The sequence below is a fragment of the Methylibium sp. Pch-M genome (assembly GCF_004136295.1).
In the GTDB taxonomy this organism is placed as follows: domain Bacteria; phylum Pseudomonadota; class Gammaproteobacteria; order Burkholderiales; family Burkholderiaceae_C; genus Methylibium; species Methylibium petroleiphilum.
Window position 1 is genome coordinate 2,991,978 of the sequence record NZ_CP029606.1, and the last position, 18,139, is coordinate 3,010,116.

17 protein-coding genes are annotated in these 18,139 nt (G+C 69.2%); 8 read left to right on the forward strand and 9 right to left on the reverse strand.

The window, feature by feature from the left end:
* Positions 1 to 65: 65 nt before the first annotated feature.
* On the reverse strand, positions 66 to 1,388 hold the full coding sequence (locus C1M51_RS14445) for a cyanophycinase (protein WP_165349697.1): 1,323 nt from the start codon (positions 1,386 to 1,388) through the stop codon (positions 66 to 68).
* 218 nt (positions 1,389 to 1,606) lie between these two features.
* Positions 1,607 to 2,350: a sulfurtransferase gene (locus tag C1M51_RS14450; RefSeq protein ID WP_129450805.1), complete on the reverse strand. Its 744-nt coding sequence runs from the start codon at positions 2,348 to 2,350 to the stop codon at positions 1,607 to 1,609.
* 198 nt (positions 2,351 to 2,548) lie between these two features.
* On the opposite strand from C1M51_RS14450, the gene C1M51_RS14455 reads away from it, so the two are divergent.
* Entirely contained in the window at positions 2,549 to 3,067 is a 519-nt protein-coding gene (locus tag C1M51_RS14455; protein ID WP_129450807.1) for a hypothetical protein, read from the forward strand.
* A 19-nt stretch (positions 3,068 to 3,086) separates the two neighbouring features.
* Here C1M51_RS14455 and C1M51_RS14460 read toward each other — a convergent pair whose 3' ends face one another.
* From C1M51_RS14460 to flhD, 7 genes are all read right to left on the reverse strand, one after another.
* Positions 3,087 to 3,722 carry a protein phosphatase CheZ gene (locus tag C1M51_RS14460; protein ID WP_011830457.1) on the reverse strand — a complete coding sequence of 212 codons (636 nt, stop codon included), beginning with the start codon at positions 3,720 to 3,722 and terminating at the stop codon, positions 3,087 to 3,089.
* Between the two features lie 10 nt (positions 3,723 to 3,732).
* Positions 3,733 to 4,128 (reverse strand): chemotaxis response regulator CheY, encoded by a 396-nt coding sequence (gene cheY / locus C1M51_RS14465; RefSeq protein WP_036233207.1) that lies wholly within the window; start codon positions 4,126 to 4,128, stop codon positions 3,733 to 3,735.
* Between the two features lie 67 nt (positions 4,129 to 4,195).
* On the reverse strand, positions 4,196 to 5,158 hold the full coding sequence (gene motB, locus C1M51_RS14470) for a flagellar motor protein MotB (protein WP_129450809.1): 963 nt from the start codon (positions 5,156 to 5,158) through the stop codon (positions 4,196 to 4,198).
* A gap of 130 nt (positions 5,159 to 5,288) precedes the next feature.
* Positions 5,289 to 6,149: a flagellar motor stator protein MotA gene (motA, locus tag C1M51_RS14475; protein WP_011830455.1), complete on the reverse strand. Its 861-nt coding sequence runs from the start codon at positions 6,147 to 6,149 to the stop codon at positions 5,289 to 5,291.
* A gap of 202 nt (positions 6,150 to 6,351) precedes the next feature.
* Positions 6,352 to 7,245, reverse strand: coding sequence for a trans-aconitate 2-methyltransferase (locus C1M51_RS14480; RefSeq protein ID WP_129450811.1), 894 nt, complete (start codon positions 7,243 to 7,245; stop codon positions 6,352 to 6,354).
* 69 nt (positions 7,246 to 7,314) lie between these two features.
* Positions 7,315 to 7,851 carry a flagellar transcriptional regulator FlhC gene (flhC, locus tag C1M51_RS14485; RefSeq protein WP_011830453.1) on the reverse strand — a complete coding sequence of 179 codons (537 nt, stop codon included), beginning with the start codon at positions 7,849 to 7,851 and terminating at the stop codon, positions 7,315 to 7,317.
* A 61-nt stretch (positions 7,852 to 7,912) separates the two neighbouring features.
* Positions 7,913 to 8,236, reverse strand: a complete 324-nt coding sequence (gene flhD / locus C1M51_RS14490; protein WP_011830452.1) for a flagellar transcriptional regulator FlhD — start codon at positions 8,234 to 8,236, stop codon at positions 7,913 to 7,915.
* Positions 8,237 to 8,790: 554 nt separating this feature from the next.
* On the opposite strand from flhD, the gene C1M51_RS14495 reads away from it, so the two are divergent.
* From C1M51_RS14495 to C1M51_RS14525, 7 genes are all read left to right on the forward strand, one after another.
* Entirely contained in the window at positions 8,791 to 10,005 is a 1,215-nt protein-coding gene (locus C1M51_RS14495; RefSeq protein ID WP_129450813.1) for a flagellin, read from the forward strand.
* A 213-nt stretch (positions 10,006 to 10,218) separates the two neighbouring features.
* A complete protein-coding gene (locus C1M51_RS14500; protein WP_129450815.1) occupies positions 10,219 to 11,433 on the forward strand; it encodes a flagellin in 1,215 nt (404 codons plus the stop codon).
* 122 nt (positions 11,434 to 11,555) lie between these two features.
* Complete coding sequence (fliD, locus tag C1M51_RS14505; RefSeq protein WP_129450817.1) at positions 11,556 to 12,989, forward strand: flagellar filament capping protein FliD; 1,434 nt, start codon at positions 11,556 to 11,558, stop codon at positions 12,987 to 12,989.
* A gap of 128 nt (positions 12,990 to 13,117) precedes the next feature.
* Positions 13,118 to 13,552, forward strand: coding sequence for a flagellar export chaperone FliS (gene fliS, locus C1M51_RS14510; RefSeq protein ID WP_011830447.1), 435 nt, complete (start codon positions 13,118 to 13,120; stop codon positions 13,550 to 13,552).
* A gap of 38 nt (positions 13,553 to 13,590) precedes the next feature.
* Positions 13,591 to 13,890: a flagellar protein FliT gene (locus C1M51_RS14515; RefSeq protein WP_011830446.1), complete on the forward strand. Its 300-nt coding sequence runs from the start codon at positions 13,591 to 13,593 to the stop codon at positions 13,888 to 13,890.
* Positions 13,891 to 13,940: 50 nt separating this feature from the next.
* A complete protein-coding gene (locus tag C1M51_RS14520; protein ID WP_242499781.1) occupies positions 13,941 to 14,696 on the forward strand; it encodes a flagellar brake protein in 756 nt (251 codons plus the stop codon).
* 196 nt (positions 14,697 to 14,892) lie between these two features.
* Complete coding sequence (locus tag C1M51_RS14525; protein ID WP_129450819.1) at positions 14,893 to 18,096, forward strand: PAS domain S-box protein; 3,204 nt, start codon at positions 14,893 to 14,895, stop codon at positions 18,094 to 18,096.
* The last annotated feature ends 43 nt before the right edge of the window (positions 18,097 to 18,139 follow it).

Sequence of the window (18,139 nt, forward strand, 5' to 3'; positions counted from 1 at the left end):
GGCGGCGCGCGAGCACAGCGCACGGGCCGTCGCCGGTCGCCATGCTAGCCGCTGCGGGCGGCCGCTCAGGGCAGGGTCGGCGCCAGCGGCTCGTAGCGTGGCACCACGGCGTCGGTCGCGGAGGCGGTCGCCGGGCCGTAGAGTGGACGGGCGATGGTGATCGGCGTGACGTCGAGGTAGAGGTTGAGCACCGTGTAATCGTCGCCGCCGAAGGCGCCGGTGTACCAGCCGTGGCTGTCGGGGCCGCGCCGCAGCCGGAACTCGAAACCCAGGTCGGGCTGCGGATCGCTGGCGCGCGGCGTGCCGCTGAAGGCCAGGCCAGTGGCCTCGGTGTCGCGGTTGTCGAGCAGCGAGCCCATCGCGTCGACGATGGTCGAGGGGCCGAGCATGTCGTTCTGGAACGGCGCGCTCTCGAAGCTCGGCGCGAAGTCCGGCGAGCCCGGGTCGATCAGTTGCCCCTGGAGCTTCTGCAGCGAGGGCGTGGTGACGCCGCTGTGCAGGTCGTGGCGGTCACCGCGGTCCAGGTAGGTGAGCTTGGCATTGCGCAGGTTGAAGGCGTCGAGCCGGCCGTCCTGCGAGGCCGCGCCCAGGTCGACCAGCAGCACGCCCTTGCCGCCGACCACCTCGACCTTGCCGTCATGCAGGATCGCGGCGGTGTTCTCCTCCACACCGAGGCCGAGGCGGTAGCCCTTCTGCACCATCAGCGGGAGCAGGCGGCCGATGCGGCCACGCTTGAGGAAGTGCTGGTCGATCAGCAGTTCGGGTCCGACGAAGCCCAGGCCGCGACCGATCTCCTGGCCTTCATCGAGACGGCCGCGCTTGAGCACACGCAGCACGTCGTAGGCGTCGCGGAACATGGTCTCGCTCATCACCGCGGCACCGGCACTGGTGCCGGCCACCACGCCGCCGGCGCGGTACACGCTCCAGATCGCCTGCAGCAGTGGCGTCGGCAGGCCGTCGGGTTGAAGCGAGTCGGTGATGCGCGATTGCGCGCCCCCGGCGAAATAGATGCCGGTGGCCGCCAGCACCTGCTCGATCAGTACCGGGTCGTGCACCGCCTCGGCCACTTCGTAGCCCTGCCATTCCGGCGCGACCGGCAGGGTCACGGCCTGGGCGCCGTGGCGCTGCAGGGCATCGACAACCATCTCGCCGGTCTTCTCGGGGGCCGACGACGCCGCCGGGATCACCACCCAGCGCGAACCCGGTCCGCCCGACAGTTGCACCAGCCGTGACCAGACCGCGGTGTTGTCGTACCTCAGTTCGCCGCCGATCGGCACGGCATAGCCGGTGGGGGCCGTGCCGGCGGCGGACGCCGCCGCCAGTGCCGTCGTCGTGACCGCCCAGGCGAGCAGCATGACGATCCAGCGACCCGCCGTCCGGGAGAACACGGGACCCTTCCGGTGCGAGGGACCGGACGCAGCAGCGAGCAGTGGGGCCGGCATGGTGATGAAGCCTCCGGTGATGGCGCGTTGCAGAGATTCGATCTTGGCATCGAAGTGGCGATCCGCCGAGTCGGGCAAGCACGAACTGCGGCAGGCATCACGCTTGAGCAAGTCTCGCGCCTGCCGGCGGCGGCGGCAGGCCTCCCGACCCGCGGCGAGGGCGCTCACGCCGGGGCCGGCTGCAGGTCGGCGTCGAGCGTGCCGCGCTCGTCGAACACGAAGCAGCCGCCTTCGTAGTGGCGTGCGCCGACGGTCTGGAAGTACTGCAGGATGCCGCCGTCGAGCTGCAGCACGTGCTCGACGCCTTGCTCGCGCATCAGCAACGCCGCCTTCTCGCAGCGGATGCCGCCGGTGCAGTAGCTCACCACGGTCTTGCCGGCGAGTTCGGCGCGATGGGCAGCCAGGGCGGCCGGGAATTCGCCGAAGCGCTCCAGGCGCCAGTCGATCGCGCCGGCGAAGCGACCGGCATCGACCTCGAAGCCGTTGCGGGTGTCGAGCATCAGCAAGGGCCGGCCGGCGTCGCACCGACCGGCATCGAGCCAGCGCGCCAGCGTGGCGGCATCCACCGCGGGTGCGCGGGCGTCGACCGGACGGACGGTCGGATGGTCCATGCGGATGATCTCGCGCTTGAGCTTGACGCGCAGCCGCTGGAACGGCGCTCGCTCGCTCCAGCTCTCCTTGGCCTGCAGGTCGGCGAACCGCGCGTCGCCGCGCAGCCACGACAGGAAGCTGCGGGCGTCGGCCTCGGCGCCGGCCAGGAACAGGTTGATGCCTTCCTCGGCCAGCAGGACGCTGCCCTTGAGGGCCAGCATCTGGGCCTGAGACAGCAGCCGTTCGCGCAGGGCCTCCAGATCGTCGAGCGCGACGAAGCGGTAGGCGGCGAGGTTCAGGACGGCGGGGCTGGGCATTGGGTGATTGTAGAAATCACCGGCGCGGACGGTGGTGCAGCGCACCTTTAGCGTGCGTCAGTGAGGGCGGGCTTTCCTCCGGACGTGATCGAGTGCCGCACCAGCTTGTGGCGCGCCCTGCAATCGCGGGGTGTTCCCGCGACCGGGATTCGCTACCTTATCGGTCACGGCAAGGAAGCGCCGGCAAGGATGACGAGCATGGACAGCACAGTGGACAAACCGGGCCCCGTCGCCTTGGCGGTCCGGGCCACCGCCCAGCGCTTGGTGGGCAAGGCGCAAGGCGCTTCGCGCGCCGCACTGCGGCAGATCAGCCCCTGCTTCACCCGCACGGCCGGCGCGTTCTGTTTCGACCTGGCCGTGTTCATGGCGCTGGCGTTGATGGCCGCCACGCTGCTGACCCCGCTCGACCAGCCGCTCGGCGACGGGGCCGGATGGATGTTGAGTTGCCTGGGCGTCTTCGCCGCGTTCTGGTGCTCGATCGCGGCGGCGGATCTGGAGCGGCTTCGCAAGCTGCGCCGTCGCTTCCTGGCGCGTGCGCCCCAGGCATCGCGCGCCGCTCCGCGGGTCCAGGCGCTGCCGCCGGACGCGGTGCTCATGCCGACGACCACGGCCACCATGCTGCCACCGCTGCGGGTGCGCTCGGCTTACCGTCCGAGCCGGGTGATCCGGCCGCTGCCTTCGCGTTCGCTGCTCCGCACGGCCAGCCGCAGCCACTGAGGCGCCGGCCGTCGCCGGATCAGAATCCCAGGCTGGCCAGCAGGTCGTCGACCTCGCCCTGGTTCTGCACCACGTCGGTCCGCCCCTCCGGGTTGACCACCGGGCCGTTGAGGATGGTGTTCTCGACCACCTTCTGCGCCTGTTCGGGTGGTGCCGCCTGCACCAGCAGCTTCACCAGGCTGTCTTCCAGATCGCTCGCCAGCGACACGACCTTGGCCACCACCTGCCCGGTGAGGTCGTGGAAGTCCTGCGCCATCATGATGTCGGTCAGGTCGGCGTCGATGCGCGCGGTGGCGGCCTCGACATCGCTGACGAAGTTCATCACCGAGCCCGAGGCCACGGCCTTCACCGGATCGGCGACGATGGCGGCGGCGATGCGGCGCGTCTCGGCGGCGATGCGGGTGTGTTCCATCTTGGCCTGATCGACCGAGTTCAGCACCTTGTTGGCCGCTGCCGCCGTCTTCTCGGCGATGTAGTTGAGGCGGCTGCGCGCGTCGGGCAGGCCTTCGGCCGCCTGCTGCAGTTTGGGCGTGACGCCGAGCTGCGCGAGAGTGTCGTGCAACTGGCGCGTGATCGCTCCGAGCTGCTGGAACACCTCGGGCGAGGTGCTGGGCGTCGGCGGATGGGCCAGCAAGGCCGTGTCGTCCATCTTCATGGGCTGTCCTTCAGGCCGTGGCCGCCAGTTTCTGCATGATCTTCTGGACTTTCTCCTCCAGCGTCGCCTTCGTGAAGGGCTTGACGATGTAGCCGGCCGCTCCCGTCTGTGCGGCCAGCACGATGTCTTCCTTGCGCGCCTCGGCCGTCACCATCAGCACGGGGATGTGCTTGAGGCTGTCGTCGGCCTTGACGGCCTTGAGCAGGTCGAAGCCGTTCATGTTGGGCATGTTGATGTCGCTGACCACGAAGTCGTACTTCGAGGTCTTCATCATCTGCAGCGCCACGGCGCCATCCTCGGCCTCGTCGGCGTTGACGTAGCCGATCTCCTTGAGCAGGCCGCGCACGATGCGGCGCATGGTCGAGAAGTCGTCGACGATCAGGAATTTGAGGTCGGGGGTGCTCATGGTCAGGGTCCTCGCGCGCTATCGGTTCATGCTGCCCTGGGGCGGGCCATGCGGTGTTCTGTACGGGTTATCGGGTGTCGGCCCGCGGACTTGAGGCCGATTCGGCAAGTGCCGTCGCGACTTCCAGGGCCGGCGGCTGCACCTCGGTGTCCGCACTGCCGTGGAAGCGGTCCTCGGCCTCCCGGTTCATCACGATGATGCTGATGCGCCGGTTCACCGGGTTGAGCGGCTGCTCGCGGTCGAACAGGCTGCTGGCGGCCAGGCCCTGCACGCGCAGCACCTTCTCGTCGGCCAATCCGCCGGCGATGAGCTCGCGGCGCGATGCGTTGGCGCGGTCGGCCGACAACTCCCAGTTGCTGTAGCCGCTGGCGCCGGCGCTGAAGGCCGCCGTGTCGGTGTGGCCTTCCAGCGTCAGCTTGTTGGGCACTTCGGCCAGCACCCCGCCGATGGTGCGAAGCAACTCGCGCATGTAGGGCTGCACGACGGCGGAGCCGGTCGCGAACATCGGTCGGTTCTGCTCGTCGACGATCTGGATGCGCAGGCCGTCGGTCGTCATGTCGAAGCGGATCTGGGCCTTCAGCTCGTTGAAGCGCGGATCGTTGGCGAGTTTCGATTCGACACGCCCCTTCAGCATCTTCAGGCTCTCCGCCTCGGCGGAGGCCTGCTGCGCGCGCGTGGCCTTCAGCGCCTGCAGCGTGTAGCTCTTGCGCTCGGCTTCGACGTCGCCGCGCTTCACCTGGCCGGTGCTGCGCGTGAGGTCCTGCCCACCGCCCTTGACGACGCTCGACGAGTCTCCGGACCCGGAGCCGCCCATCATCGAGACCTTGATCGGATTGTTGAAGTAGTCCTGGATGCCCTTGCGGTCGCCCTCGGTGGTCGAGCCGAGCAGCCACATCAGCAGGAAGAAGGCCATCATCGCCGTCACGAAGTCGGCGTAGGCGATCTTCCACGCGCCACCGTGCGCGGCATGGCCGCCCTTCTTGATCTTCTTGACGATGATCGGCTGCAGCTTCTTCGCGTCACCGGCCATCACATGCCCCCACGTCGCCGAGTACGGCTCCTGCCCCCATGGGCCACGAAGGGGCCCTGAGTGGCCCCTGGGGCGCGGTCCGCCTGGGGAGCGGCCCGGCGGCGGACCGACCGCGCTTCGGTCAGGTTGCTCACTTCTTGCCCTTCACGTGGCCTTCGAGTTCGCTGAAAGACGGCCGCTCGGTCGAGTACAGCGTCTTGCGGCCGAACTCCACCGCGATCGCCGGGGCGTAGCCCTGCATGCTCGCGAGCAGCGTGGTCTTGATGCACTGCAGTTCCTTGGAGCCCTCATCGTTCTTCTGCTCGAGCAGGCCGCCGAGCGGTTCGACCACCGCATACGCCAGCAGGATGCCCAGGAAGGTGCCGACCAGCGCCGAGCCGATCATGCCGCCCAGCACCGCCGGCGGCTGGCCGACCGAGCCCATGGTGTTCACGACGCCCAGCACCGCCGCGACGATGCCGAAGGCGGGCAGCGCGCCGGCCAGGCGGCCGATGGCGGCCGCGGGCGCGTGCGCCTCGTGGTGGTGGGTCTCGATCTCGCTGTCCATCAGCGACTCGATCTCGTGCGGGTTGAGGTTGCCCGACACCATCATGCGCAGGTAGTCGGTGACGAACTCCACCACGTGGTGGTCGGAGCCGACCGTCGCGTACTTCTTGAACAGCGGCGAATTGTGCGGGTCCTCGACGTCCTTCTCGATCGCCATCAGGCCTTCCTTGCGGGCCTTCTGCAGGATGTCGTAGAGCAGCGCCATCAACTCCATGTAGCGCGCCTTGGTGTACTTGGAGCCCTTCAGCAGCGTCGGGATCGCCTTCAGCACCGCCTTCAGCGTCTTGGGCTGGTTGGCGACCACGAAGGCGCCGGCCGCGCCACCGCCGATGGCCATCATCTCGGTCGGGATCGCATGCAGGATGACCTGCATGTTCCCGCCGTGGATGGCGTAGGCGCCGAAGATGCAGCCCAGCGCGACGACGTAGCCGATGATGACGAACATGGTGAGCGGTCCGGTTGAGATGCCGCGAGCCCGAGGCCCTGCGGAGGGTTCTGTCCTTGCTTATCGGCCCGGTGTCACCGGACTTGAGGCGTGCGGTCGGTGACAGAACGTGACGGACCGCCCGACGCGCTGCCGGCCGGCCGAACGGCAGGCCAGCCGGAGGCAAGGCGGAGCGGGGCGCGAAACGCGCCGGCTCAAGCCCTTATCGGCGCCTGGAGCGGGAACTTGGGCGCCGTGCGGGCGCGGCGTCGGGCGCCGTTGCGCCGCCCGCGGCGGTGAAGGGCGCGCGGTAGAGCCAGAGCGGCCGGCCGTCGGGGCACTGCAGCCGGGCCTGCGGCTCCAGGGCCAGCGCCGGGAACTCCAGGCTGGCGAGCCAGGCGCCGTCGGCCAGTTCCGCGCGCGCCTTGGCCACCGCGCGCGGCAGGCTTTCCGGGCGCTGGAACAGATAGACCATGGCGCAGGGGCGCCAGTCCGCGGCCCACATGTCACCGCGGCGGACTGCGGCGCTGACCGGCGCACCGCCGTGCCGCAACCGGGCCGCCAGCGCCAGCGGCCAGCTCCATTCGACGCCCAACAGCCGGGCCTGCGGGTAGGCGCGGCGCAGCGCCGCGAGTCCGGCACCGAGTCCGCAGCCCGCGTCGAGCACGGTTGCGCCCGGCGGCAGCGGCACGCGCTCGGCCAGGCGGTCGAGTGCGCCGGCCGGTGTCGGGAACAGCGGTGCGTCGCGCCAGGCCTGGAGCGGATAGGCGAGCAGCAGCAGGGCCAGCGGCAGCAGCCAGGCCCAGCCGGGCAGTCCGCTCGCGGCGCCGCTGGCCAGCAGCGACACCGGAAACCCGGCCGCAACGATCAGGCTGCGCATGCGGGTGCCGCTCAGGCTGCCAAGGGCCAGGCCGGTGGCCGAAGCGCAGGCGATCGCCAGCCAGAGCGGTGCGGGTGTCGAGCGCAGCAGCAGGAAGAGCGCCCAGGCGACGGCCCAGCCCAGCAAGGCGGGCAGGGGCCAGAGGCGTTGCAATGCGGGCCCGCGGCGGGTGACGCTCGGGGCCGCCGGGTCGGGCCGCGCAGCGGTGACCGGCGGGACGGGCAGGGCAGATGACATCGAGGGCGTCCCGGAAGGGGGCCGCGGGAGGAGGGGCGGGCGCCGTGGGTGGCCGCCGGCGGGTGGGGATCAGTGCAGTTGCAGGGCGCCCGCCGCCTTGCCCTTGCCGGCGCGCGCCGGCGGGTTGCACAGGCCGCAGGTGAAGTGCTTGCCGATCTCGTGCGGGTGCGTGACGAAATGCCCACCGCACTTCGAGCACTCGGTCATGGTCAGCATGCCGTTGTCCACGAACTTCACCAGGCGCCAGGCGCGGGTGACGGACAGCAGCGCTTCCAGGCCCTGGGCTTCGGTCTGCTCGAGGTAGAGGCGGTAGGCCTTGATCACGGTGTCGATCTCGTCGAGCGCCGCGACCTTGTTCAGGTACTCGTGGATGTTCAGGAACAGGCTGGCGTGGATGTTCGGCTGCCAGGTCATGAACCAGTCGGTGGAGAAGGGCAACTGGCCCTTGCTCGGCGACTTGCCCGCCACTTCCTTGTACAGGCGCAGCAGGCGCTCGTACGACAGGTCGGTCTCCGACTCCAGCACCTGCAGGCGCGCACCGAGCTGGATCAGCGTCACGGCACGTTCGATCTGCTTGGCTTCGGTGAGGATGCTCTTGTTGCGCATGGTGTCTGTCTCGCAGTGGTCGTCAGAGGGTGGCTCGGTATCCCGCGCCGGGTGTCGTTGGTCAGGCCGCCTCTTGATGGCGGCCCGCCATCAGGATGTTGGCGTGCAGGCGGCTGACGCTGTCGTTGGCGGCGCCCTTGCCGTGGTTGGTCAGCAGGCTCCACACCATCTCGTCGTCGACGCGCATGCGGCACAGCAGCGTGTTGCCGGAGGCGATCTTCATCATCTGCGCCGGGCTCAGCAGGCCGATCAGGTCGGCCGTCTCTTCCGAGATGCCGAGGCGGAACAGGGCTTGGTCGCGGTCGGCGCGGATCAGGCTCTGCGCCAGCATCAGGTAGGACAGATTGGCTTCGCGAATCTCGATCAGGATCTGTTCGGTGTTCATCAGGGTGCTCCTTGTGCGGTGGCCGGTCGTCTTTCGCTGGTGCAGCGGGTGTTCGTTTCAGCGTGAAATGGATTGTGAAGATCGGAGATGCACAGGAACATCAGCCCAGTTCTGTGGTTCGGGTCTCGCTTCTTCGACCGCCCGTGTCAGGCAACTTCCTACACGCCCCAGTAGGCGGCGGGTCGCTGCGGCCGCTCAAGTGGCGGCGGGAGATGCCGATGACAGCCGTGGTGAGGAGGAAAGTGCTCTTCCCGGCCAGGCTGACAGGAAACCCGCAGCCCTCAAGTTGCCAGGACGGGCTCCGATAACCCCCACAACGGGACCAAGCGATCGGTTCCGGGGTCCGGAGTAGGCGACCGATGTTTCGTAGAGGGCACAACCATTCCGCCCCTCCCACGAGATCTGAGGATGACGTACGCCGGGCGCAGCAGGCCCTCGAAACCCGCTGTCGGAGATCGAGGGTTAGTTCACGGTGATGAGGCTCCAGGGCCGAGCCACCGAGGCAATGCCGGCGCTGCCGGAGAGTCATTTCAACCGTTCAGGAGATTCAGATCATGGCTATGTCAGTCAACACCAACATCGTTTCGCTCAATGCGCAACGCAACCTCGGCACTTCGCAGTCGTCGCTGGCGACGTCCATGCAGCGCCTGTCTTCCGGCCTGCGCGTCAACAGCGCGAAGGACGACGCCGCCGGCCTGGCGATCGCCGAGCGCATGAACGCGTCGGTCCGCGGCCTCAACGTCGCGGCGCGCAACGCCAACGACGGCATCTCGCTGGCACAGACCGCTGAAGGCGCGCTGGGCAAGGTCGGCGACATGCTGCAACGCATGCGTGAACTGGCCGTCCAGTCGGGCAACGCCACCAACAGCGCCGACGACCGCAAGGCCCTGCAGGCCGAAGTCACGCAACTGCGCGACGAAATCGACCGCGTGGCGAAGAACACCAGCTTCAACGGCCGCAAGCTGCTCGACGGCTCCTTCACCGCGGCGGCCTTCCAGGTCGGCGCCGGCGCCGGCGACAACATCACGGTCGGCGCGCTGACCAACGCGGCGGCCAGCAACCTGTCGAAGATCACCTACGCCGAAATCTCCAGCGCCGACCTGGCGAAGGACGACACCGACATCACGACGCTGGACGAGATCGCCGACGGCGACCTGCAGATCACCATCGACGACGGCGGCGCCAACGAGCTGGTGGTCGAAGTGGGTGCGATCGCCGAGGCGAGCTCGGGTCTCGAGCGTCTGGGCCAGGTGGCCGAGGCGATCAACCGCAAGACCAGCGACACCGGCGTGTCGGCCTACCTGGTGGCCAACGACGACGGCACCTACAAGCTCGACATCAAGGCCTCGCGCCTGGATGCCGACGGTGCCGCCCTGGCGGTGGAGTTCACCGGCTTCGACACGACCACGACCGGTCTGGACGAAGGCGACGTGCCGGCCGAAGTGACCGACGCCGTGGGCATCGACGCGCTGAGCATCGAGACCGAGTCGGATGTGTGGGTGTCGATCAAGAAGATCGACAGCGCGCTGGACCAGGTGAACAGCGCCCGCGGTACCCTGGGCGCGATCCAGAGCCGCTTCGAGAACGCGGTGGCGAACATCCAGATCCAGGCGGAGAACACCGCGGCCTCGCGTGGCCGGATCATGGATGCCGACTTCGCGTCGGAAACGGCCAACCTGTCGCGCTCGCAGATCCTGCAGCAGGCCGGTACCGCCATGGTCGCCCAGGCCAACCAGCTGCCGCAGCAAGTGCTGTCGCTGCTGCGCTGATCGGCCTCCCCGCGGCGGCCTCCGGGCCGCCGGCCCCGGGAACCTCGGGCCCCGTCCGTCAGGACGGGGCCTTTTGCTTTCCGGGGCCGAAATGCGCCGGAAGTCGGCCTCTTTTCGATCCATCGTCACCCCCGCAGGTCACCAAGAATGGCTACACCGAACAGGTAAGCCGGCTTCGGGCCGGAGATCCTCGATTCTTCAAGGAGCATTTCCATGGCCCAGACCATCAACACGAACGTCATCTCGCTGAATGCCCAGCGGAACCTGAACACCAGTCAGTCCTCGCTGGCCACCTCGATGCAGCGGCTGTCGTCGGGTCTGCGCGTCAACAGCGCGAAGGACGATGCCGCCGGCCTGGCGATCGCCGAGCGCATGAACACCCAGGTGCGCGGCCTGAACGTCGCGGCGCGCAACGCCAACGACGGCATCTCGCTGGCCCAGACCGCCGAAGGCGCGCTGGGCAAGCTGGGCGACATGCTGCAGCGGATGCGCGAACTGGCGGTGCAGTCGGCCAACGCCACCAACAGCGCCGACGACCGCAAGGCGCTGCAGGCCGAAGTGAACCAGCTGCGCGACGAAATCGACCGCGTGGCCAAGCAGACCAGCTTCAACGGCAAAAAGCTGCTCGACGGCTCCTTCACCGCGGCGACCTTCCAGGTCGGGGCCAATTCCGGTGATGCGATCACCGTCGGCAGCCTGACCAACGCCACCGCGGCGGTGCTCTCGAAGATCACCTACGCCGAGGGCGCGAGCGCCGACCTGACGCTCGACGGCACGACCATCACGGACCTGGCCGCGATCGCCGACGGCGACCTGCAGATCACGATCGACGGCGGTGGCGCGAACGAGCAGATCGTCGAGGTCGGCCCGATCGCCGAGGCCAGCACCGAAACCGAACGCCTGGGTCAGATCGCCGAGGCGATCAACCGCAAGACCACCGACACCGGCGTCTCCGCCTACCTGGTGAAGAACGACGACGGGACCTTCAAGCTCGATATCAAGGCCTCGAAGCTCGATGCCGCGGGCGCCGCGCTGGCGGTGGAGTTCACCGGCTTCGCCACCGCGACGACGGGCCTGGACGAAGGCGACGCGATCGCCGAAGTCGCCGACGACATCGGCCTGAGCGACCTGAACATCGAGACCGATTCCGCCACCTGGGTGTCGATCAAGAAGATCGACAGCGCGCTCGACCAGATCAACGGCGCGCGCGGCACGCTCGGCGCGCTGCAGAGCCGCTTCGAGAACGCGGTGTCGAACATCCAGATCCAGGCCGAGAACCTGTCGGCCGCCCGCGGCCGCATCATGGATGCCGACTTCGCGATGGAAACGGCGAACCTGTCCCGTGCCCAGATCCTGCAGCAGGCCGGCACCGCGATGGTGGCGCAGGCCAACCAGCTGCCGCAGCAGGTGCTGTCGCTGCTCAAGTAAGACGCCTTCCGGCGACCTGCTTCGGAGAGCCGCGGCTGTCCGGTGCCTGACGGCGCCGGGCCCGCGGCTTCAGTTTTCTGCGCGAGCGCCGATAGCCTCTCATCAATCCGTCCGGACTCAGCATGGCCATTTCTTCACCCGGTCTCGGCAGCGGCCTGGACGTCAGCAGCATCGTTTCGCAGCTCGTGGCGCTGGAGCGCAAGCCGCTCGAGAAGATGCAAACCGCGGCGACGTTCATGCAGACCCAGGTCTCGGCCTACGGGCAGTTGCAGAGCCTGGTGTCCGCCGTCGGCGACGCTGCGAAGGCGCTCGCCAAGCCCACCCTGTGGCAGGCGGCGTCGGCCGGCACCAGCGACGCCACCTCGGTCGCCGCCACCGCCAGCGCGGGTGCCGCCATCGGCAGCTATTCGGTCAGCGTTTCCCAGATCGCACGCGCGCAGAGCCTGGCCTCGGCGGTGTTCACCGCGCCGACCGACGTGGTCGGTGCCGGCAAGATGACGATCGAGCTCGGCGGCTACAACGTCGCGAACGACCCGGCGTTCACCCCCAAGACCGGATCGACGACGCTCGAGCTCGAGTTCGCGGAGGGCACGACGCTCGAGGAGGTCAAGACGCAGATCAATGCGGCGAACGCCGGGGTCTCGGCGGCGATCGTGCGCGACGCGAACGGGGCCCGCCTCACGCTGACCAGCACCACGACCGGACTGGACAGCACCCTGCGCGTCGCCGTCAGCGACGCCACCGGGGCGCTGACGGGCCTGGCCTACGACCCGGCCAGCGGTGCCAACCCGATGACGCAGACGCAGGCCGCGGTCAATGCCCTCGCATCGATCAACGGCCTGGCGATCGAGTCGCCCACGAACCGCCTGACGGGCACACTGGACGGCGTGACGCTCGATCTCGTGAAGGTCACCACCGCACCGGTCACCGTGAATGTCACGACAAACACCGGGACGATGCGCGACGCGATCAAGAAGTTCTCCGACGCCTACAACGCGCTCAACACCTACCTGGTCACGCAGACCAAGTACGACGAGGAGAACAAGATCGGCGGCACCTTGCAGGGCGACAGTGCCGCCGTGGGGCTGCGCAACCAGTTCCGCGCCATGCTGCGCCAGGACAGCGCGGCATCGGCCGAGCTGACCCGCCTGTCGGACATCGGCTTCAACGTGCAGCGCGACGGTTCCATCGTGCTCGACAACGCCAAGCTCGACGCGGCGCTCGCGAAGCCGGCCGAGCTGTCGAAGCTCTTCACGACCAACGACACGGCGAACCCCGCGACGACGGGCCTGGGCGTGCGTTTCCAGAAGCTGGCCGACATGTCGACCGGTACCGAGGGCGTGATCGCCAGCCGCAACGCCGGGCTCAAGGCCCGCCTGGAGCGCAACCAGGACGACCAGGACAAGGTCAACGACCGTGCCGACCGCATGCAGGTCCGGCTGACCCAGCAGTACACGGCACTGGACACGCAGATGGCCAAGCTGACCGCGCTGTCGACCTACATGACGCAGCAGCTGGCCGGCCTGTCGAACCTGTACAAGAAGAGCGACGACTGAGTCCGCTCCGACCCGCGCATTCGCGGGATCGGTTGAAACGCAGGGCGATTTTCGAGTGTGTGGCGCTCAAGACCGGGCGCGCAGCGGCCGATAAACACTCAGCCCCACTCGAATGCCGGACCTTCTTCATGTTTGCCCAGAGCAGCCCCTATTCGCCGTCGCGCCACCACGCTTCCAGCCAGGCCTACAACCTGGTCGGTGTCGAGACCGGCATCGGCGGCGCCTCGCCCCACCAGCTGGTCGCGATGCTGTTCACCGGATTGCTCGATGCCGTGGCGCGAGCGCGCGGTGCGCTGCGCGACGGCCAGATCGAGCGCAAGGCACACGAACTGAGCCGGGCGGTCCGCATCGTCGAGGAAGGACTCAAGGGCGGGCTGAGCCCGGCCGGCGGCGCCCTGACCGAGCAGTTGTCGTCGCTCTACAGCTATGTCAGCACGCGCCTGATGCAGGCCAACCTGCGCAACGACGATGCCGCGCTGGCCGAATGCGTGAGCCTGATCGAGCCGCTGCGCGATGCCTGGTCGACGATCCGCGCCCAGAGCGACGTGCCGGCGGTTCGCTGAGCGCCCCGACGACGATCCATCGACAAGGAAGTTTCTCGATGAGTACGCCATTGCTGAACTACTACGAGGCCATCGAACGCGCCAGCGAGCAGATGCTCGAGGCTGCGCGCGGCGGCAACTGGGACCAGGTCGTCAAGCTCGAAGGGGCCTGCGCGGTGCTGATCAATCAGCTCAAGCAGGCTGCAGCGACCCGTGAACTCGGTGCGGACGAGCGCCAGCTCAAGACCCGCATCATGAAGCGCATCCTCGTCAACGACGCCGAGGTCCGTACCTTGGCCGAACCCTGGCTCGAGGACCTCGATCAGCTCCTGGCCGGCCGGCCGAAGATGCTGCACTGATCGACACCGAACCCGATTCCATTCAGACCGCTGCCGAGAGAATCCGAGCGATGGAAACGCTGCCGATGCCGCTGGAGGCCATGAGCGGTTCTCCCCATGGCCTGGGCGAATTCAGGGTGAGTTCGCCGGCCGAGGTGTTCAGCCTGCTCAAGCAATGCGCCGACGGCAACGTGCTGTTGAGCCTCAGCTCCCCCGAGGGCGCCGCCTACACGACCACGGTGTGGGCGCTGGACCCGTCGCGCGGGCTGCTGTGCCTGAGTGCCGACGGCGGCGACATCAAGCTCCAGCGCCTGCTGGAGAGCGAGGAGGTGGTCGCGGTGGGCTACCTCGACAGCGTCAAGCTGCAGTTCGACCTGCACGATCTGGTGCTGGTGCACAGCGGACGCGCCAGCGCGCTCAATGCGCGCTTCCCGCGCGAGCTCTACCGCTTCCAGCGACGCGGCAGCTACCGCGTGCGGCCGCTGCTCAACACCAGCCCGACCGCCACGCTGCGTCATCCGGCGCTGCCGGACATGCAGCTGAGCCTGCGGGTGCTCGACGTGAGCATCGGCGGCGTCGCGCTGTTCCTGCCCGACGACGTGCCGCCGATCGAGCCGGGCGTGCAGATCGCGCAGGTGCAGGTCGACCTGGACGGCGACACCCGCCTGCAGAGCGGCCTGATCGTCCACCATGTGACGCTGCTGCACCACGAGTCGCGCGGCGCGCGGCTGGGCTGCGAGATGCTGAACCTCGGCGGCGACGGCGAGCGCGCGCTGCAACGCTACATCGACCAGACGCAGAAGCGGCGGCGCCTGCTGTCCTTGTGACGGTCCGGCAGGCCGCTCGGCCCGGAGGCGGGGCGGGCCACCGCCCGTGTTTTCCACAGTCGAGACGGCCTGTCCGACAGGCTCCTTGACCTTACACTCCGTGACAGTTGCCCAGGCCTCCTGCCTGGCCGAGCAGTTGCTGTCCGAGCCCGTGCCTTTGGTCACTCCCGCTGCCCTTCCTGCCCAGCCGCCACCGGTGAGCGCCGCCGACGCCGTGGTTCTGTGGCACGGCTTTCTCGACACACTGAACGACCCCCTGCTGATGCTCGACGCGCAGGCGCGCGTGCGTTTCGCCAACACTGCCGCCCTGCGGCTGTTCCCGTTCGAGCCGGGCATGCCGCTGGAGGATCTGCCACCGGTGATCGATGGTGGGCTGGTGTCCTGGGTCCTGGATGTGCTGGAGGGCCGGGCAGACGAGTTGCTGAGCAGCTTTCCCGATGCCGCGCTCAGCCAGCTCAGCACCCAGCGCTGGGCCCTGCGCCTGCCGCCAGCGCGACGCGAGCGCGTAGCGGCCGCGGCGCAGACCGCGGCGGAACCGCTTGCCGAGGTGCGCAGGCTGTACTGGCACTCGCCGTTTCCTGCCATCCTGGAAGATGGCCACTTCCGCATCGTCGATGTCAACCAGGCCTTCGTCGACTACACCGGCTGGTCGCGCAACCGCCTCGTCGGCATGGACACGCTGACGCTGGTGCCGATCGAGGACCACCTGCTGTGGGAGTCCACCCGCGACCCGCCGGCAGGCGCGGAACTGCCGGCGCTGATGGAGCGCCGTCTGGTCGACGCGCAGGGGCGTGACCGCTGGTTCCGCGGGGCGCGGCGCCAGGTCACGGACACCGAGGGCCGGGCACTGTGCCTGACGGTGATGCAGGACTGCACCGCCGAACGGGCGGCCCGAGAGCGGGCGGAGCGTTCACTCAGCGAGCTCGATCAGTGGTTCGAGCTCAGCCCGGTCGGCATGCTGGCCTTCGACGGCGCCGGCCTCGTGTTGCGCAGCAACGCCGTTTTCGAGGCCCTGGTCGGTCGGGTGCCGGTGCTGCTGAGCGAGGCCCCCCCGGGACTGAACGACCTGCTGGGCTGGCATGGGCCGCGCAGCCTCGGTGCGCTGCAGCCGGGTGGCGAGGCCGCCGAGCGGCGCGGCTGGGTCGCGGCCTTGCCAGGGGCGCGCTCCCGCTCTCCCCGCCATCTGCGGGCGAGGGTGCGCTGCACCGATGCCGTGGCCGGCAGCGAGCCGCGCTACATCGCGGTGATCGAGGATCTCAGTGCCGAGCAGGCGCTCGATCTGGCGCAGGCCCAGCTCGGGGCGCTGGTCGACGCGGCCGGCGTCGGTGTGGCGCTGCAGAGCGTCAGCCGCGATCTGGTGCTGTCCGATTCACTGCCCGAATTCGAGCGGCTGCAGCGGGCGCTGCGCGCCGGCGAGGCGGCTCAGGCGCGCTACGCGATCCGCCATCCCGAACTGGGTATGCGCTGGCTGCTCACGCGCGTGTCGCCACGGCCGGACGGGGACGGGGACCCCTCGGTGGTCACGCTCGACGTCACGGAGCAGGAACACAGCCGTGCTCGCAGCGAGGAACTGCTGCGGGAGCTGAGCAGCATCCTCGAGAGCTCGAGCGCCGGCATTGCCTTCCTGCGCGGCAACACGCTGGTGCGCTGCAATCGCAGCTTCGAACGCATGCTCGGCACCACCTCGGGCGCCGTGGCCGGGTGCAGCGTGCGCGAGCTGTTCGCCGGCCAGCCGCAGGCGCGGCTCGCGGTGGAAGACGCCGAGCTGGCGTTGCTCGAGTCCGGCGTCTACGAGACGGAGATCGAGATCCTGCTGCCGCAGCACGAGCCGCACTGGGTGTCGCTGGCGGCGCGCCGCATCGGCCCCCCCGGCCCTGACGCCGAGGTGGTGGCGGTGCTGTCCGACATCACGCGCCTGAAGCGCCAGCAGGCGCAGTTGGAGCGTCTCGCCGACGAGCGCGAGCGCACGGAATCGGCAATGGCACAGCAGGCCGAGCTCACCCGGGCCATCCTCGACTCGGTGTTCGTCGGCATCGTCACCGTGGGGCAGGGGGGCATCGAATGGATGAACCGGTCGGCGCGCCGCATGTTCGGTGGTGATCTGGCCGATTTTCAGCACTTCCCGTTGTGCTGCGTGGCGACCAGCGATCCTCAGCACCCGTTCCGCCAGGTCGAGGCGCGGCTGGCGTCGCCCGACCTGCGCACCGAAGCGGCAGCCGGCAGCTTCGAGTGCCGCGTGCAGGCGCGCGACGGCCGCGCCTTCTGGGTGGTCGGTAACGTGGTTCCGACCGGCGATGCCGAGCAACCACAGCTCACGTATGCGCTGCTCGACATCGACCGCCGCCGCCGTGCCGAGGCGCGCAGCGCGCAGGCGCAGGCCTCGCTGCAGCGGGTCATCGACCTGGCGCCGTTGGCGATCGCGCTGTTCGACGCGGCCAGCGGTGAATTGCGGCAGGCCAATCCGCAGGTCGCCGCTGCCGCCGGCCTGCCGGGCGAGATGCTGGTCGGTCGTCGCGCCGAGGAGCTGCCGCTGGCGATCGGTGGCGAGGTGATCCGTGCCGACCTGCAGGCGGCGCTCGACGCCGGCCAGAGCGGTGACGTCACGCTGCGCGAGTACCGCTTCGAGCACGAAGGGCGCCCGCTGGTCTGGGAGGCACGCTACCTGCCGCTCGGGCAGCCCGGCGAGGTCCCGGACGAGGTGCTGCTGGTGGCGGTCGATGTGACGGAGCAGCGTGCCACCCAGGCGGCGCGCCTGGAGGCCGCGATCGCGCAGCGCGAGATGCTGGTGAAGGAGGTCCATCACCGCATCAAGAACAACCTGCAGGGCGTGGCCGGCCTGCTGACGCAGATCGCCCAGCGGCGCCCGGAGGTGGCGCCGGCCATCCACGAGGCCGTGGCGCAGGTGCAGGCGATCGCCCAGGTCTACGGCCTGCAGGTGGGCTCGCAGGGGCCGGTGCAACTGGCCAGCCTGGTCGGCGCGATCTCGACCAACCTGCAGCGCGGCAGCGACCGGACCATCACCGTGGAGTTGCCGGACGGCGAGGCGCCGCGCTGGGCCCTGCCCGAGGCCGAGGCGATCCCGATCGCGCTGACACTCAACGAACTGCTGGGCAATGCGCTGAAGCACGGCAACGGCGCGGTCGAGTGCCGGCTCGTCAGCGCGGCCGAGGAAGCGCGCATCGAGATCCGCAACGAGGGGCGATTGCCCGAGGGCTTCAGCCTCGACCGGGTGGCTGCGGGGGTCTATGGACTGGGACTGGTGCGGGCGCTGCTGCCGCGGCGTACCGCCACTTTCGGCCTGGCGCCGGATGCCGGCGGTGTGCTGGCTTGCGTGAGCCTGCGTCCGCCAGGCCTGGTGTCGCTGGAGCCGCGGTCGTCGGGCATCGGTGTACCGTCATGAGCAAGACCAGCACCCGTGCGGATCAGGGGGCGGTCACGGCCAT

Bases quoted from the DNA above. Each gene is read 5' to 3' on its own strand.
- fliD (WP_129450817.1), top strand. From the start codon at position 11,556: ATGGCCATTTCTTCACCCGGTCTCGGCAGCGGCCTGGACGTCAGCAGC.
- C1M51_RS14455 (WP_129450807.1), top strand. From the start codon at position 2,549: ATGGACAGCACAGTGGACAAACCGGGCCCCGTCGCCTTGGCGGTCCGG.
- cheY (WP_036233207.1), bottom strand. From the start codon at position 4,128: ATGAGCACCCCCGACCTCAAATTCCTGATCGTCGACGACTTCTCGACC.
- C1M51_RS14515 (WP_011830446.1), top strand. From the start codon at position 13,591: ATGAGTACGCCATTGCTGAACTACTACGAGGCCATCGAACGCGCCAGC.
- motA (WP_011830455.1), bottom strand. From the start codon at position 6,149: ATGTTCGTCATCATCGGCTACGTCGTCGCGCTGGGCTGCATCTTCGGC.
- flhD (WP_011830452.1), bottom strand. From the start codon at position 8,236: ATGAACACCGAACAGATCCTGATCGAGATTCGCGAAGCCAATCTGTCC.
- C1M51_RS14480 (WP_129450811.1), bottom strand. From the start codon at position 7,245: ATGTCATCTGCCCTGCCCGTCCCGCCGGTCACCGCTGCGCGGCCCGAC.
- C1M51_RS14500 (WP_129450815.1), top strand. From the start codon at position 10,219: ATGGCCCAGACCATCAACACGAACGTCATCTCGCTGAATGCCCAGCGG.
- fliS (WP_011830447.1), top strand. From the start codon at position 13,118: ATGTTTGCCCAGAGCAGCCCCTATTCGCCGTCGCGCCACCACGCTTCC.
- C1M51_RS14520 (WP_242499781.1), top strand. From the start codon at position 13,941: ATGGAAACGCTGCCGATGCCGCTGGAGGCCATGAGCGGTTCTCCCCAT.
- C1M51_RS14495 (WP_129450813.1), top strand. From the start codon at position 8,791: ATGGCTATGTCAGTCAACACCAACATCGTTTCGCTCAATGCGCAACGC.
- C1M51_RS14460 (WP_011830457.1), bottom strand. From the start codon at position 3,722: ATGAAGATGGACGACACGGCCTTGCTGGCCCATCCGCCGACGCCCAGC.
- motB (WP_129450809.1), bottom strand. From the start codon at position 5,158: ATGGCCGGTGACGCGAAGAAGCTGCAGCCGATCATCGTCAAGAAGATC.
- C1M51_RS14450 (WP_129450805.1), bottom strand. From the start codon at position 2,350: ATGCCCAGCCCCGCCGTCCTGAACCTCGCCGCCTACCGCTTCGTCGCG.
- flhC (WP_011830453.1), bottom strand. From the start codon at position 7,851: ATGCGCAACAAGAGCATCCTCACCGAAGCCAAGCAGATCGAACGTGCC.